This is a genomic window from Spiroplasma endosymbiont of Melanargia galathea (assembly GCF_964031075.1).
GTDB classification, from domain to species: Bacteria; Bacillota_I; Bacilli_A; order Mycoplasmatales; family Mycoplasmataceae; genus Spiroplasma_A; species Spiroplasma_A apis.
Genome location: NZ_OZ035000.1, coordinates 431,978 through 447,874 on the forward strand (window position 1 = coordinate 431,978; position 15,897 = coordinate 447,874).

A 15,897-nucleotide genomic window follows, 5' to 3' on the forward strand; every position below is an offset into this window, starting at 1 on the left:
AAAATCCTTCATTTTAAATTAAGGATTTTTGTTTTTTTATATTTTTATAAATAAATTTTTTTATATTTGAATAAAAAAATTAAAGAATACTGCATTTTTATTTATAAACATAAGTGAATGTACCTATTACAATAAATAAAAGTTTTTACTTTGCTTCTTTTCATAAAGGATTTACCATAAGTTAATAAGAATAGAAAATTAATTTTAATATGATATAATTTACTTATTAAAAAAAGGGGAATGAAAATGAAAAAATTAATTATTTTAGGGGCATTTGCTTTAACCGCTTCATCAAGCACTTTAGCAGTATCATGTAGTGAAAATATACCAGAATTTTCAACTACTGAAAGACTAGGTTTTTTGGATAAAACAGAGTTTACATCAGAAACGGATAAAATAACAATATTTATTATTTTGACAGAAGTATTAAGCTCTAATTGAGAATTTCAATCTTATTTTAATATAGGAAATAATAATAAGAGCGATGAAACTTTAAAAGTTTCTGAATTGAAACAAAATCCTGATAACAATAGAATTTATAATGGTGAAATAACATTTAACACAAATGAAGAGTACCCAAAAGAAGAAAAAGTTGTAAAACTTAATATTGGATTCAAAAATATTTGAACACAAAGAATATTTGCTGATAAAGAAATAACAATTAAACCTCAAAAATCAAAGTAAAATATTAATATATTGTTGAACTAATTCAATTTCAGAATATTTATTTTAAAAAATAATACATATATTGTTGAATTATTTTAGGTTTATCAAAAGTATGCACAAAACACTAAATTATTTTAATTTTTTAGAAATTTTGATTTATAATTAAATAGTCAGATTCAAAAAGGAGGGGAAGACGTAAGTCTTCTTTTCTATTTCTTGGGTAATTTAATGACAAAATATATATAAATAATATATTAGGAGGATTAAAATACCATGATTGATGGTGCGAAATTATTAGAAGCAATTTATACAATTGCAAAAGAAAAAAAAATTGAAAAAGATCTAGTATTTGAGGGAATTAGAGAAGGTTTTCAAAAAGCTTATGAAAAATACTTCGATCCAGAAGCTATCGTACGAGTTGATATTGATGAAGTAACTGGACAAATTAAAGTTTTCAAAGAATTGACTGTTGTTCAACAAATTGAAGATGAATGATTAGAAATAGGAATAAACGCTGCTAAAGAAAAATATGGTGATGATGTAACTATTGGTCAAAATATTTATGAACCAGTTTTATTCAATAAAGATTTTTCTAAACTTGCAGTTGCTCAAGTAGGTCAAATAATAAAACAAAAAATACGTGAAGGTGAAAAAAATAAAATATATGAAGAATTTTTACCTAAAAATCATGAGATTGTTGGTGGATTTGTAAAAGATATTACAGAAACCAATTATTTGATAGACGTTGATGGTTCAATTATTCCTATTTGAAATAAAAAAATGATTCCTGGGGAAGATTTCGATGAAGGTGATAGAATTTGCTTCTATATTGAGGAAGTATCTAAGGATAATAAACATTCTCAAATACAAGCTTCAAGAATCCACCCTGAATTCTTATCTAAATTAATTGAAACATATGTACCTGAAATTGCTGAAGGTATTATTGAGGTTAAATCAGTAGCTAGAGAACCTGGAAAACGTTCTAAATTAGCTGTTTATTCATATGAAGAAGGTGTTGACCCAATAGGTGCTTGTGTTGGTGCTGCTGGAAGTAGAATTAAAGACGTTTCAAAAGAGCTAAATGGAGAAAAGATTGACATTATTCTTTGAAATGAGGATCGCAAAACCTTCGTTATGAATTCTTTGGCACCAGTTAAAGTGATTAGTATCGAGATTGATGAAGAAGAAAATGAGTGTTTTATCGTGGTACCTAATGAACAATTATCATTAGCTATTGGTAAAAAAGGTATGGCAGCTAGATTGGTTGCAAACCTTGTAAACATGAAAATTAATATTTTTTCATTAGATAACGCAAAAGAAAAAGGTATGGAAATTCACTGAAATGGAAATATTACAGAAGATGAATTATCAAATCCTGATTTTTTAAATAAAGTAAATAAAAAAAGGGAAAGAACACCATACAAACCTAAATACAATGATAATAAGTTCCAAGATGATCTTGAAGATGAACTACTTTTCGAAAGCAACGCTTCGATAGATGAAATTCAATCTAATATTGCTGCTTTTGAAGATTTGGAAGATAGCAATGTCGATGATTTAACAATCGATCCTGATGAATATGATAATTACTACGAAGGGTAAGAATAATATGCAAAATAAACATATTAGTTTGAGAAAAGACGTTGCATCTAATAAAATGTATCCGAAATTAGAATTAATTAGAATTGTTAAAAATAAAGAAGGTAAAATTTTTATAGATAATACAAGAAAAGCAAATGGTAGAGGAATCTATATTAGACCAACAATAGCTTCAGTAGAGAAAATCAAAAAAACAAAAATCCTTGAAAAAGGTTTGAAAACTAAAGTTGAAGATGAAATATATAATCTATTAATTGAAGAAATTGAAAACAATTGAGATTAATGAAAAGCTTACTTAATTGCTTAGGTATGGCATCTTCTGCAAATAAATTGGTTTATGGTGAACAATTATTCAAAAAAATACAACAAAGAAAAATTAAATTAGTATTAACAACTTCGGATATGGGTAAAAGTCAATTAAAAAAAATAAATGACAAGTGCAGTTTCTATGATACTGAAATCATAAATGGATTATTCGACTCAGATGAACTAAATAAGTCAGTTGGAAGAAAAAATGTGAAAGCTATTGGTTTAGAAGACATCAATTTTATTAAACTTATCAAAAAAAATATATAAGCAAGGAGATGATTTTATGGCAAAAAATGAAAAAAATCAAAAAAATAAACAAATAGCCAAAAATAAGTCTAAAGCTCATACCGCTAACTTAAAGAACAAGTTAAAAGAAACCAAACAAACCGGTTTAATTGATGGTATTTTTGTATATACAGAACCACTTTCAATTGCAGACTTTGCAAGTAAAATAAACAAAGGTGCAGCCGAAATTGTTAAGTGATTTTTCACTAATGGGAGTATGGTCACACAAAATCAAATGTTAACAGAAGAGCAAATGGGAGAGTTGTGTCTAGAGTTTGGATACGATTTCAAGAAAGAAACAGCAGTCACAAAAGAAAATATTTTTGAGACATTTGATGTAAAAGATGACCCAAAAGATTTAAAAAATAAACCACCAGTTGTGACAATAATGGGTCATGTCGATCACGGTAAAACTACATTATTAGACTCAATAAGAAATGCCAATGTAACACAAGGTGAGTTTGGTGGAATCACACAACATATTGGTGCTTACCAAGTTACATTAAAAAATAACAAAATTACATTCATCGACACTCCAGGTCATGAAGCTTTTACAGAAATGAGAGCAAGAGGGAGTGAAGTTACTGACATTGTAATATTAGTTGTAGCTGCAGATGATGGTATTATGCCCCAAACTGAAGAAGCAATTGACCATGCTAAAGCAGCAGAAGTTCCAATTATAGTATTTATAAACAAAATAGATAAACCAGATTCTGACCCTAATAAGGTTAAGGTTGAATTGATGAAATATGGTATTGTTGCTGAAGAATTCGGTGGAGAAGTACCATTCATAGAAGGTTCTGCAAAAAACAAAATAGGTTTAGATTCTTTACTTGAGACAATACTATTAATTGCCGAACTTAAAGATTTAAAAGCTAATCCTAATAAGTATGCAAAAGGAACAGTTATCGAAGCTCATTTAGACAAATCAAGAGGACCTGTTGCAACAATTTTAGTTCAACAAGGAACTTTGAATTTGAGAGATATAATGATAGCAGGGGGGACTTTTGGTGCAATTAAAGATATAGAAAATGAAAATAAAAGCAAAATAAAACTAGCATTACCTGGTCAACCAGCTTTGATAATTGGATTAAACGATGTACCAAGAGCTGGAGACAAGTTCATGGTAGTTTCTGATGAAAAAATGGCAAGAACTATTGCCCAAGCTCAAGCAGAAAAACAAGCTTCAGAAGCTAGACAAAAAAATCAAAGTTTTACATTAGATTCTATTAAAAATCAAATTGAATCTGGTGAGCTAAAATCTATTAATATAATTTTAAAAGCAGACACGCAAGGTACTGTTGAAGCCGTAAGGAATTCAATGCTTAAAATCAGTATTGAAGGAGTAAAAGTCAATGTAATTCGTGCAACTGTTGGTGCTATATCTGTAAGTGATGTTACCTTAGCACTAGCATCTAATGCGCTTATTTATGGTTTTAATGTTAGGCCTAATGCTCAAGTTAGACAAAAAGCTGAAGAAGATGGTGTAGATATCAGATTGCATAATATTATTTACAAATTAATCGAAGAAATTGCAGAAGCAGCCACTGGTATGTTAGACCCAGTTTTTGAAGAAAAATCACTAGGTGAGGCTGAAGTTCGACAACTATTTAGACACTCACAAGTAGGGACTATTGCTGGTTGTAGAATTGTTTCTGGTTCTGTTCCAAGAGCGTCGAAAGTACACGTATTAAGAAATGGTATAGTTATTTATTCAGGTGAATTATCTTCACTTAAAATAAAAAAAGAAGATATCAAAGAGGCTCGTGAGGGACAAGAATGTGGAATAACTATCAAAAACTTTAATGATTTGAAAGAAAATGATATCATTGAAGCATACAAGGTAGAAGAGGTGAAATAGTATGGCAAAAGATATTAAACTAGAAAGAACACAATCTACAATCCTAAGAGAATTAAATTTGATCTTACAAAGAGAGTTTCCAGATAGTGAATATGTAAAAACTCTATCAATTCATGAAGTTAGATTATCTAGTGATATGAGTCACGCAAAGATTTTTTACTCATTTTTAGATATAAATGCAGATAAAGAAGAAGTTCAAGAAGAAATCAATGATTACCTTAAAGAAATCAGAATGATTCTTGCAAGTAAAGTTGAAATGAAATCAGTTCCTGAACTAGTTTTTGAATACGATAAATCTTTGGAAAATGCTAACAAAATTGAAGAAATTTTGAAGGACATAAAATAATAACGATAACATATTTGTTTTAAAAAAAATCTAACCATAAATTAAATCGTAATGATTAATTTCCAGTTAGATTTTTTTGTTTATAATCGTTTGTTTAAATATAAATTTATGTTTTAAACTTTGATACAATGAACTGAATTCTATTAGTTGTGAGTGTGAATAATATAATAGCAAATAAGTCAAAAACCATTAAGCTAATTCATGTATTAACAAAGACGAACATTCCATATAATGTGTCTTGTTCAATGGCTGCTCTACCCAAAGAAAGCAAAGCAGAAAAGAATGGTTGAACAAATAAAATTATTGTTCCAGCACAAACTGAACACATAACTTTATATATTCGACTTTCAACATAATATATTCTAAAAATTTTATCAAATAACAATCAAAACATTAGGACCCAAATCATTAGACCTAATGATGATGTAAACCTAAATAAAGGGCTTAATCCCCAAATTAAAAATTGTAATAATCCATCTAACAAACCTGTTATCATACCCCAGTATACGCCAACTACTTGAAAGCTTATAGCTATCACAAAATATTTTAATACAAATCCCAAATTTATAGTTGTTAATGGGAAAGGTATAATTACATTGATTAAGCTAACAGCTGTAGAAATACTTAGTAACAAACTGACAAGGGCTATATTAAGTGTTTCACTCTTAACTCTTGCTCGTTTATTTAATTTAGAAAGTTTGCTGATTTCATAATCTAAGTCGATATTATCTAAATCATAACTTATCTTATCTTGAACAGTTATTTTTTGATTATCAACCTCTTGATTTATGTCATCAGTATTTTTCATTTTAATCTCCATTCTAATTAAATTTATTAAATAGAATTCAATTCATTTATTCACCTCGATAATTATTATATAATATTCTAAATAGGAGATAACAAAATGCATAGTTTTTTTTTGGAAGAAAAATTTGATGATAAGTTTGTTATCAAAGGTGACGATCTACATCATCTTAGAAATGTCGTAAAATTAAAGACAGGGGAAGAAATTTATTGTATTTTTGAGGAAAAAAAATATTTATGCGAAATATTTAATGTAACTCAAGATGAATGTACAGCAATTATAAAAAAACAACTTTCTGCCCAAAAATCATTAATGACCACTAACTTAATTGTTGGAGTAATTAGAGAACAAAAATGAGATTTAATCTTACAAAAAGCAACTGAGTTAGGGATTGATAATATTTATCCTGTTATTTTTTCAAGAAATGTTGTTAACATTGATCCAAAAAAAGAAGAAGGTAAATTATCTCGCTGGCAAAATATTTGTGTTGAAGCTGCAAAACAATCTAAAAGATTAACTATCCCTAAAATACATTCGATAATAAGAGATATCAATAAGATCAATAATATCAACTCTGATCTAAAACTAGTTGCTTGAGAACAAGAGAATGAAAAGAGTTTCAAACAATTTCTAAAAACTAATTGAGAAACTATCAACATAATTATTGGACCAGAGGGCGGAATTAGTGAAAATGAAATATCAAAACTACAACAAATGAATTATAGGACAGTATCGCTCGGTGATAATATTCTAAGAGCGGAAACTGCCGCTATTTATGCGCTTAGTGCGATTGTTTATGAAAAGAATGATTAATTAAGTATTGAGATGAGGTAAACTATGTTTGAGAAAAAACAAAGTCTTTCTGTTACAACGGATATAAAATTGATAAACAAACAGTTAAAGACAGTTTCTTTACCTAATGAACTAAAAAGGTTTATCGATAAAAATATCAGGTTCATTCAAAATGAGCTTAAGAAATATGTAAGAATAAAAAAACATGGTAGTTATGCTATCAAGAATGTTTTTAATTTTGACAATCCTTTCAAAGTCGACTTGTTAGCTATAAAATATGTAAGCAAGAAAAATTATTTTGTCTATGAAAATGAAATAAAAACAAAAGATCATTTTTTTGATTGTGAAATTTGTAAAGTGAACGAAATTGTACTTAAGGCACTAAGAGATAAATATCGCATTAATGATAATATAAATGTTGGCTATTTTATTAAAAAATATCCGGCTAAATACATCAAAAACGAATTCATTTATCATACAGATTCAGTCAAAATAGATTTTATTAAAGAAAATAAAATAGTTTTTTCGATAATTATACGTGGTGCTCTTACTCACAATGAATATCCTTTAATCATTTGTAGTAGAAATCAGTATTCAAAATCTTTTTCACTAAACTTTGTTAAAACTTATAAAATACTAAACAAACTAACCCTAAGAAAACTTGAAATATTATTCTTTTATATAAGGTTAAACTTTCGAGAAAAATATACTGCCAAACAACGTTGATTTATAAAACTAAAAATAATGGAAGATTTGCAATGGAATCTGATTAATAATAATTATTTTAAAGACTGATTAGCATATGCTTTCTATCAACTTTTTCCTAAAAATAAAATTTTAGATGAGTTATTTGAGACTAAGAATATATATTATAAGAAAAGTAAACCATTTGATAAGTTATATTCTTTAGTAAAACTCAAGAATTTAAAATGAGTATATAATAATAGTTATTCTAGTACAAAAAGTTTTTTGGAAAAATATATGAAAATGGCTGAAACCTTTTTTGAAGATGGTAACGAAAAAAACGATATTTTATTCTGATATGATACAACACCATATTTAAAAAATACAACTGGAAATTCTAATATAACTATGAAAAAAAGAAAAAAATTATATGATGATTTAGAGATACGTATAGTTACCAAAAACGTTTATCCATCAGATAATAATATTGGTTTATTTCTTGTTTTTATAAGTTTTTATAAATACGATATAAATTTAGGAGAGATTTTTAATGTCTAAACCAAATCTATGTGCCCAATGAAAGATAGCTATAAATAAAAATTTATCCTTAAATAAAGAGTTAATCAATTACATTAAGGAAAGTTATTTTGAGATTAAAGCTACTACGGATAATTCAGATTATCACTTTGAAAAGCTAGGTGACTTTCGTTATAACTCTTATATTTTAAATGATGATGTAATAGATTTAGATCTTGCTTTGATAAAATACATAACTTATAACTCTTTTGATATGAAAAAAGCTCATGATGAAGTATTAGATTTCTTTAAAAAACTTCCTCATAAGTTTTCTATCAAAAGAAACGATAACTATATAGTTATCTCAACTCAGTTTAAAAATATAAAAATATATTTTAGAATAATTCTGATGATTAGAAATCATGACTCTAAAAATTATATTGATTATGCAAATCGAAATGGGAACATAAAAAAAGATTATTGTTCAAAATTAACAAATGATTTTATTAAAGCTAATAATATTAGTAACGGAGTCTTGTTTAAGTTCAAAAAACTATTAAATTTTATTCTTGGTGGACAATTTAAGTACACCTATAATATCGATTATGCGATTATCACTTGATTTTATGAATATTTATGTAGAACAATAAATACTTATGTAGAGAGTAAAACTGCAAGGGAAGGGTCTAGTTTTAATATTGATCAATTTATGAATAGAAAGAATTTAAAAAAATGATTTGCTAAAGAGATAAAAATTAATAATTTATTCTATTTTATACTTATAAAGTTTCAAGATACTAATACTTATTACTTCAATAGTTTAGAGTTTGAAGATTACGAAATCTTTCAAGGTGTTTCAAGGTATTCTCTAAATACAAAAACTTCATTTAGACAACCAATCACATATTTTGATGGCTTTAGAATTTTTGACTTGGAAAACTATGATGATCTTAATGATATATCATCAAAATACTCTAATAGCGATGGATATTCAAAAGTTTCTTGGGACAAGGCTAAAAGTGATGGTAAAAGATACTTTGTAAGCCCAAAAATTATTACAGGATTTTCTAATTATGCAATGTTTAAAAAATGATTCACAAAATTAGGAGCTTCTTTATATACTAAGTTATCAGATGATTTGAAAAAAGACATTAGAACTAAATATCAAAGAGAAGCTATGGAAGATCTTAATATAATTGCTCATAATTGATTAACAAGTTATCAAAACAAAATAAGTTATTTAATACCTTATTTTGATAAAAAATATCCATTCAACTCGCAAGCTAATTTCGACATAACTATAAAGGCAATTCTTACAATACTAGAAAAAATCAACCCAGAAGATTGGATTATTGAAAATGATAATTAAGAAAAAAACAACCTAATTTAAGGTTGTTTTTACTTATCTTTTTGCTTCATTAGGTCATTTCTTCGCTTGATATGAACATTTTCAGCTGTTTTTCCAATATGTCTATAAAGATCTCTACTAGCTTTTATTCTCAATTTTTTCAATTCTTCATCACAAAACACTCATGTTAATCAAATGATATGAAAATGTCTTAAATACTTTAATTCTCTTTCATCATACATTTCATAACTAAGTTTATATGCTTCACTTTGAGCATAATCCACTCATTTTTGTGGGTCAATGTTTTGATTATAGGTTTCTTTAGCCAATTGTTGGTAAGATAAAGCTTTTTTAACAATTATGTCTTCAAGTGATTGAATTGTATTTGCTACTTCACTAACAACTGCTTGATCAAAATCATCAAAAGAGTTGAACTGATGTTTGGACAAGTAAAACATTTGAGTGCTCAAATTACTTACAGGATTTGCTCCTCCACCTAAATTTTCTTTTTCGGCAATAGTTTTAAATTCTGCTTCGATTTCACGATAAAAATCTGATTTTATACGCACAATATCACCCCGCCGCTTATCAATTGTAAATATTATAACATAAATATGACCATTTTTCCTTTTCAAATAGGACAGTAGAGGGTATAATTAAGTTAAATATGATTAGACAACTTGGAGGTATTTATGTCTCAAAAATCAGGTATTTATTTAATAAATAAACCAAGCGGTATAACTTCAAATGATCTAATACAAAAATTAAAAAGAAAATTCCAAATAAAGAAAATTGGTCATGCAGGTACATTAGATCCATTGGCGACAGGGATAATGGTAATACTTGTTAACCAAGCTACTAAAATATCAAATTACTTATTGAGTAAAGATAAGATTTACAATGTTACAATGAAATTATTTATTCAAACAGATTCTGACGACATCACTGGAGCAGTATTGAAAGAAGAAACACCAAGAAAGTTCAGTAAAAAAGAAATTACTGATGTTGTCAATAAATACGATGGATATATGTATGAACAATATCCACCAATCTATTCTGCTGTTAAAGTAGAGGGTAAGAAGTTATACGAATATGCAAGAAATAATCAATCTGTTGAAATAAAACCTAGAACCGTGACGATAAATAGTTGTAAGCTTTTAGATTATAACTCAAAACTAGGAACAATTAAGCTTAGTGTTAGTTGTAGTAAGGGAACTTACATAAGAAGTTTGGTAAAAGATATTGCAAAAGACTTATCAACAATTAGTACAGTCAAGGAGTTAGAAAGACTGGCTTCTGGTGAGTTCTTCTTAACTGAAGCAAAAGCTATTGAGGAAGTGACTGAGAACGATATCATCTCTATCTATGATGGATTAATTCAAAATAAACAAGCTCTGATAGAATACCATAAAATTGAAGATATAAAACAAGGTAAAGCTATCACATTAGTTAATATAAACGTTCCAATTGTTTTTATAATTGATGACAAAAAAAATGTCATAGCAATATATCGATGAGTGGCACACCAACTTTATGCATGTCAAAGAGGATTATGAGAAGTTGAAGATAAGGCAATTTTAACAGACGCTGAAAGGTCAAATTTTAATGGTATTAATTAACTCCAACCTTGAAGAAAAAGAAAATTTTAGTTTTCAAAAGGGGACTGTAGTTTGTATCGGTTTTTTCGATGGATTACATAAATACCATCAAAAAATTTTAAGTAGAGCTCAAAAAATAGCCCAAAAATATGATCTTGATTGAGGTGTAATTACATTTTCAAAAAAAATAAGAGATTATTTAAGGAATAAAAATACTATCATTCAATCAAATCACATAAAATATGATTTAATTTCATCTTCCTACAAACCAAATTTTATTCTTGAGATTCAAGTAAACGATAAAACAATCGCCACCTCAAAACAAGAATTTATTAATTTTTTAAAAGATAAGGTTCTTGTAGAAAAGATAATTGTAGGAAGTGATTTTACTTTTGGACACAAGAGTTCAGGAAATGTTTCAGATTTAATAAATTTTTTTAAATCTGAAAATATAATTATATACAGACGATGTGAAAAGTACTCAACATCGAACATCAAATATTATTTAAAAAATGGTTTGATAAGGAAAGTTCGGAGACAAATCAAACGGGATTTAGAAATTGAAATCATTCGTAATTCGAACAAAAAAAATATGTTTTCAATAGTTGATAGCAATTTAGAATTGAGAGAAGGAACTTATAAAATTGAAATTGATAACAAAATGTTAAAAGTTCAATATATTAATAATTTTTTTAAAATCGATAATCTAATGCACTCTAAAAAATATTGCATAAAAATATTAAAATTTTATAAAAAATAAAAAAATTTGCTATAATTATTCGGTATTGATGTTTTTACATTGCTATGATTTTCCCTAAATTATAGCTTTGTTTAAACTTTTTCAATCAAGTTTAAAAGGGGAAAGAAATATGGTTTCAAAAAAACAAAAAGAAGATATTCTAAACGAATTTGGTAGCAATCCAAAAGATACTGGAAAAGCAGAAGTTCAAATTGCTTTGCTTACAACAGATATATCAAACCTTACTGAACATTTGTCTGTTCATAAAAAAGATATAACTTCAAGAAGAAGTTTATTAAAAAAAGTTGCTAAAAGAAGACACTTACTAAACTTCTTATTAAAAAAAGATGTTGAAAGATACAAATCAATAATCGAAAGATTAAAAATAAGAAAATAACCTTTAAAAAAGGTTTTTTTTATCTTTTATTATTATAAAATATTTAAAATCGAGGTAAAAAAAATGAACGAAGTTTATGTTAATTTCAGTGCTCTTGCATTAAATGTTGAAGTTTACAACGAAAAACGCAAGTTGATTTTCAAAAAAAGGAGACCTAACTATGAGTTTTTATACGATTATAACAATCGTATAATCGTAGAGAATATTATCCCTGAAATCTATGATATATTTGATGAAGTGTTGAAAAACAATCCGAGAGATACGAAAGTCTTTTTATCATCATTTGGTCATAGTTTGATCCTTTTGGACAAAGATAAGAGACCAATTGATAAAGGATATTGTCCAATTGATAATGTTTCATCCAATGTCGAACAAAATCTAAAGAAAAAACTTAAAAAAATAAACGGATTGATAAATGGTGGATATTTACCTATATTTAAAATTAAAAATGCAAATTATGAGAATCTTAGCGAATGAACAACGCTGAAGGGATGAATTTTAATCAATTTAATTCAAGAAAATATTATAGAAATAACAGATGCTTCCTCAAGTGGATTCTTAGATTACAAACAAAGGTGTTTCTCAGAAACAATTATGAAATTGGTTGATAAGAAAAATCTGATTTACCCTAGTATTTCCAAAAAGGATATAAATTACAAATTTGAATATAAGGGTTATAACTTTTTGATAGGCACTGGAATTTCTGAAGTATATGCTAAACATCTTGCAATTACCAAAAAAGAAAATAATATATCCTCGGCTATTGATGACTTTATTTGTTCGAAAGTAATCGTGAATAAAGCTATACAAGTAGATGACAAATTAGATTTCTGTTATCCAATTACAAATGGTAAATATATTTACGGGTATTTTTCAAAAAACGGAATCAATAACATAAAATTTGTTCTTTCTCAATTGGATATAGATTATGAGAAATTAAATGAATTAGATTTCTCAGACTCAACAATAGAAGATGGACAAGTATCATTTTTTAAAGAAGATGATTACTTGTTGTATCAACAAAAAGTTTTAACTTACAATTTTACAAAAAATACAATCTTCACAATAATCTCTCAAATTGTAGACAAAGTTAATGACTTTCGAACAAATATTGAACTGAAACTTAACAAAAAATGCCAATTATTTATAAGTGGTAAAGGGTTAAAAATCAAAGATATCAACAATCAATTAAAGAACTTATCAAACAATAATTTCACTTTTAAAGAAGTGGAAGAAGCAAATCCAATTAATGGTATGAAAGAGTACTTTAAGAAAAACTAACAATTTCCTTAAAAAATTCTGAAAACAATTAGAGTGCTAAATAGAAAAAAACTATTTTTTGGTGTATAATAGTAATATGTTTTGGTGTTCCAAAAAAGAATATTAAAATGATTATGTTTTAAGACTAGAAAGATGGTGCTAAAAATTATGGCAAATACAACAAATAAAGGACCAGAAATAAAAGCAGTTAAAAGAGCTGCCTCTAATGCAAAAAGATCACAACATATCCAAACAAGAAAAAAAGTTACTGATCCAAAACCAAACAAAATTGTTAATAAATTAATTAAGTTAACAGAAGGTCAAGAAAAATTTATATGAGAAAAAGCAGACCCAGTATCAGCAACAAACTCAGCTATATATAGAAAAGATGTAGCGGGAGCAATTATTAAACACAATGAATACGGTTTAGAATCTGAATTCGGTTGAGTTCATGCACTAGTTGATCCAGAAGGTGAATACGATGATGTAAACAACATTGTGGCATTGCACTGAATGAATGCTAAAATTAAGCGTAAAGCTGGTGAACCTTGGGTTGCTGCAGTTACTGGCGCTAGAGAAATGCAACAAATTTATAACTACATGAAGGAAGTAAAAGTTCCTGGTGATGCATTGGATAAAGCAAGAAAAACTGTTTTGTTCCAATCATCAGTTGTTGAACCAAAAAAAATAAATATTGAAATTAGAAAAGCTCCTTTATCTAAGAAATAATAAAAGATATCCCCGAGAGGGATATTTTTTATATTATAATTATTTTGTCCTTTGGGACACCAAGAATATTTGTTATTCTTACGTTTGCGTGAGTGTCCAAAACCGCTCTATAAATTAGTATTTCCTATCTCATGCATTTCATAGCGGGTGGAAATATTTTTTTTGTTTTTTTAATGAAAATTAAAATTTAATAGTTGTTAAAAAAACAAAAAAAGGAGGTTAACTTGTCAAAAATAGTCGTTATTGTTGGTCCAACCGCATCAGGTAAAACTGATTTGTCAGTCATACTAGCACAAAAATTTAATGGAGAATGTATCAATGCAGATTCTACCCAAATTTTTCAAGGTACAGATATTGCAACTAATAAAATATCAGAAAGTGAAATGCAAGGCATTCCACATCATTTATTCTCAATAAAAAAAGTTAATGAAAGTTATAGCGTTGCTGATTACCAAAGAGATGGTCGAAAGATAATAAATGAGGTATTAGAACGAGGAAAACTACCGATTATTGTTGGTGGCACTGGACTTTTCATTAATGCACTTATAATGAACTATAATTTTAATAGTAAAGAACATATTCCTGATTTTGAAAATAAATATAGTAATTTGGATAATCAAGAATTATGAAATGTATTGGAAAAAGTTGATAAAGAAGCAGCTCTTTCAATACATCCAAACAATAGATACAGAGTTTTAAGAGCGCTTGAAATTTTCGAAATAAATGGACAAGTAAAATCAACGATAATAAAAAATAATAAACATATGTTTTATGACGAAGTAATTATTATTGGTATTGAACCAGATAGGAAACTTTTACATAAAAAAATTGAAGATAGGGTTTTAAAATTAGTCGAAAAAGGTTTATTCGAAGAAATAAAAAAAGCATGATCAGATAATAATTACAATGAGACTTCGCAAGCTTTGAAGTGTATTGGTGGACCAGAAATTCTATCTTATCTAAAAAATGAAATCAATTATGAAAGATGTATTGAATTGATGCAAAGAAATAATAGAAGATATGCAAGAAGACAATTAACATGGTTTAAAAATCAATTTGAGGACGTAAAATGATTTAATCATGATTATCAAAACTTTCAAGTAATGACTGAAAATGTATCAAATTATATACATTTGAAGTTAAATAATTTATAATAAAAAAAATGAGGCGATATTATGATTTCAATGTATGAACGTGTAGAAAACCTAATCAAAGATAACAGAAATACCACTTTTAAAATTATAGCTAAACAGTTATTACTTGATTTCCAGCAAGGGATATTTAAATCACAAAATGAACTTGCTGAAACTTGTTTTGTTTCATTGGCAACAATTACTCAATTTTCTAAAGCAACCTTGTGTGAAGGTTACAAAGAATTAACAATCCGTTTGAAAATAGAATACGAAAACACTCTTGGTGGTAATCGTCATGATGCACCAAAAAAAATAGATTATGAGAATCTTGATTTGACCAACTTTGAGGCTATTAAGACCTGAGTTTATGAGTCTTCTGATTTCATTTTAAATTTCTCAAAAATTATTAATAAAAGAAGAAAATTGTGAATTGCACCTTCGTTTCAATCAATGCAATCAGCAGTTTATCTTCAAACAATTTTAAGAAATCAAGGCATTGAAGTTCATATAATGGATAGTTCTATCAATCTTGAAATTGTAAGACATATTGATTTTAAAAATGAAGTTGTTTTAATTCTTTTCACAGGGAGAGATACTGATACACTTTCTAGAATGCTTGACTTCTTAAAAATTTTGACTGCTCATGTATTTATTATCACAACACAAAACCACATAACAGAAATTCCAGACGATAGTAGATGAGAAAAACTTATGGTTAATTATCCTATAAGCACAAATGATTATCGATACCGTTCAATTGCAATGATGATATTGTTTTTTCTAATCTCAGAAAAAGTTTTTTTAAATGCTAAAATAAAATAATTATTATT

18 protein-coding genes are annotated in these 15,897 nt (G+C 27.2%); 16 read left to right on the plus strand and 2 right to left on the minus strand.

The annotated features are described in order from the left end of the window. The first annotated feature begins 246 nt into the window (after positions 1-246). The 6 genes from AAHM92_RS01965 (at position 247) to rbfA (ending at position 5,066) form a co-directional block, all read left to right on the plus strand. Positions 247-684, plus strand: a complete 438-nt coding sequence (locus AAHM92_RS01965) for a lipoprotein (RefSeq protein WP_500222908.1) — start codon at positions 247-249, stop codon at positions 682-684. 255 nt (positions 685-939) lie between these two features. Further along, on the plus strand, positions 940-2,268 hold the full coding sequence (gene nusA / locus AAHM92_RS01970) for a transcription termination factor NusA (RefSeq protein ID WP_500222910.1): 1,329 nt from the start codon (positions 940-942) through the stop codon (positions 2,266-2,268). A 7-nt stretch (positions 2,269-2,275) separates the two neighbouring features. Next, a complete protein-coding gene (gene rnpM / locus AAHM92_RS01975) occupies positions 2,276-2,548 on the plus strand; it encodes an RNase P modulator RnpM (protein ID WP_023789169.1) in 273 nt (90 codons plus the stop codon). Then, the gene (locus tag AAHM92_RS01980; protein ID WP_500222912.1) at positions 2,548-2,841 is read left to right on the plus strand and encodes a L7Ae/L30e/S12e/Gadd45 family ribosomal protein; all 294 of its coding nucleotides are present in this window, start codon (positions 2,548-2,550) and stop codon (positions 2,839-2,841) included. Before rnpM ends, AAHM92_RS01980 begins: the two co-directional genes overlap by 1 nt. 16 nt (positions 2,842-2,857) lie before the next feature. Further along, positions 2,858-4,720: a translation initiation factor IF-2 gene (infB, locus tag AAHM92_RS01985; RefSeq protein ID WP_500222914.1), complete on the plus strand. Its 1,863-nt coding sequence runs from the start codon at positions 2,858-2,860 to the stop codon at positions 4,718-4,720. Between the two features lies 1 nt (position 4,721). Then, on the plus strand, positions 4,722-5,066 hold the full coding sequence (gene rbfA, locus AAHM92_RS01990; RefSeq protein ID WP_023789172.1) for a 30S ribosome-binding factor RbfA: 345 nt from the start codon (positions 4,722-4,724) through the stop codon (positions 5,064-5,066). A 106-nt stretch (positions 5,067-5,172) separates the two neighbouring features. Here rbfA and AAHM92_RS01995 read toward each other — a convergent pair whose 3' ends face one another. Then, on the minus strand, positions 5,173-5,874 hold the full coding sequence (locus AAHM92_RS01995) for a hypothetical protein (protein ID WP_500222916.1): 702 nt from the start codon (positions 5,872-5,874) through the stop codon (positions 5,173-5,175). Positions 5,875-5,970: 96 nt separating this feature from the next. Here AAHM92_RS01995 and AAHM92_RS02000 point away from each other — a divergent pair, with 96 nt between their 5' ends. The 3 genes from AAHM92_RS02000 to AAHM92_RS02010 are packed head-to-tail and all read left to right on the plus strand — an operon-like array spanning position 5,971 to position 9,232. After that, entirely contained in the window at positions 5,971-6,684 is a 714-nt protein-coding gene (locus tag AAHM92_RS02000; protein WP_500222918.1) for an RsmE family RNA methyltransferase, read from the plus strand. Positions 6,685-6,708: 24 nt separating this feature from the next. Beyond that, positions 6,709-7,905: a hypothetical protein gene (locus AAHM92_RS02005; RefSeq protein WP_500222920.1), complete on the plus strand. Its 1,197-nt coding sequence runs from the start codon at positions 6,709-6,711 to the stop codon at positions 7,903-7,905. Then, positions 7,898-9,232, plus strand: a complete 1,335-nt coding sequence (locus tag AAHM92_RS02010) for a hypothetical protein (RefSeq protein WP_500222922.1) — start codon at positions 7,898-7,900, stop codon at positions 9,230-9,232. Before AAHM92_RS02005 ends, AAHM92_RS02010 begins: the two co-directional genes overlap by 8 nt. A 29-nt stretch (positions 9,233-9,261) precedes the next feature. Here the strand turns inward: AAHM92_RS02010 and AAHM92_RS02015 are convergent, their stop codons facing one another. Further along, positions 9,262-9,846: a hypothetical protein gene (locus AAHM92_RS02015; RefSeq protein WP_144083784.1), complete on the minus strand. Its 585-nt coding sequence runs from the start codon at positions 9,844-9,846 to the stop codon at positions 9,262-9,264. Between the two features lie 57 nt (positions 9,847-9,903). On the opposite strand from AAHM92_RS02015, the gene truB reads away from it, so the two are divergent. The 7 genes from truB (at position 9,904) to AAHM92_RS02050 (ending at position 15,889) form a co-directional block, all read left to right on the plus strand. After that, positions 9,904-10,830 (plus strand): tRNA pseudouridine(55) synthase TruB, encoded by a 927-nt coding sequence (gene truB / locus AAHM92_RS02020; protein WP_500222924.1) that lies wholly within the window; start codon positions 9,904-9,906, stop codon positions 10,828-10,830. Continuing rightward, a complete protein-coding gene (locus AAHM92_RS02025) occupies positions 10,817-11,569 on the plus strand; it encodes a nucleotidyl transferase family protein (RefSeq protein WP_500222925.1) in 753 nt (250 codons plus the stop codon). The genes truB and AAHM92_RS02025 overlap by 14 nt, the downstream gene beginning before the upstream one ends. Positions 11,570-11,678: 109 nt before the next feature. Beyond that, positions 11,679-11,945 (plus strand): 30S ribosomal protein S15, encoded by a 267-nt coding sequence (gene rpsO / locus AAHM92_RS02030; RefSeq protein ID WP_023789180.1) that lies wholly within the window; start codon positions 11,679-11,681, stop codon positions 11,943-11,945. A gap of 63 nt (positions 11,946-12,008) precedes the next feature. Beyond that, positions 12,009-13,226, plus strand: a complete 1,218-nt coding sequence (locus AAHM92_RS02035) for an FGGY family carbohydrate kinase (protein ID WP_500222927.1) — start codon at positions 12,009-12,011, stop codon at positions 13,224-13,226. Between the two features lie 147 nt (positions 13,227-13,373). Continuing rightward, the gene (locus AAHM92_RS02040) at positions 13,374-13,934 is read left to right on the plus strand and encodes a hypothetical protein (RefSeq protein ID WP_500222929.1); all 561 of its coding nucleotides are present in this window, start codon (positions 13,374-13,376) and stop codon (positions 13,932-13,934) included. A 224-nt stretch (positions 13,935-14,158) separates the two neighbouring features. Then, complete coding sequence (gene miaA, locus AAHM92_RS02045) at positions 14,159-15,088, plus strand: tRNA (adenosine(37)-N6)-dimethylallyltransferase MiaA (protein WP_500222931.1); 930 nt, start codon at positions 14,159-14,161, stop codon at positions 15,086-15,088. A 21-nt stretch (positions 15,089-15,109) separates the two neighbouring features. Beyond that, a complete protein-coding gene (locus AAHM92_RS02050) occupies positions 15,110-15,889 on the plus strand; it encodes a MurR/RpiR family transcriptional regulator (RefSeq protein WP_500222933.1) in 780 nt (259 codons plus the stop codon). Positions 15,890-15,897: the final 8 nt, after the last annotated feature.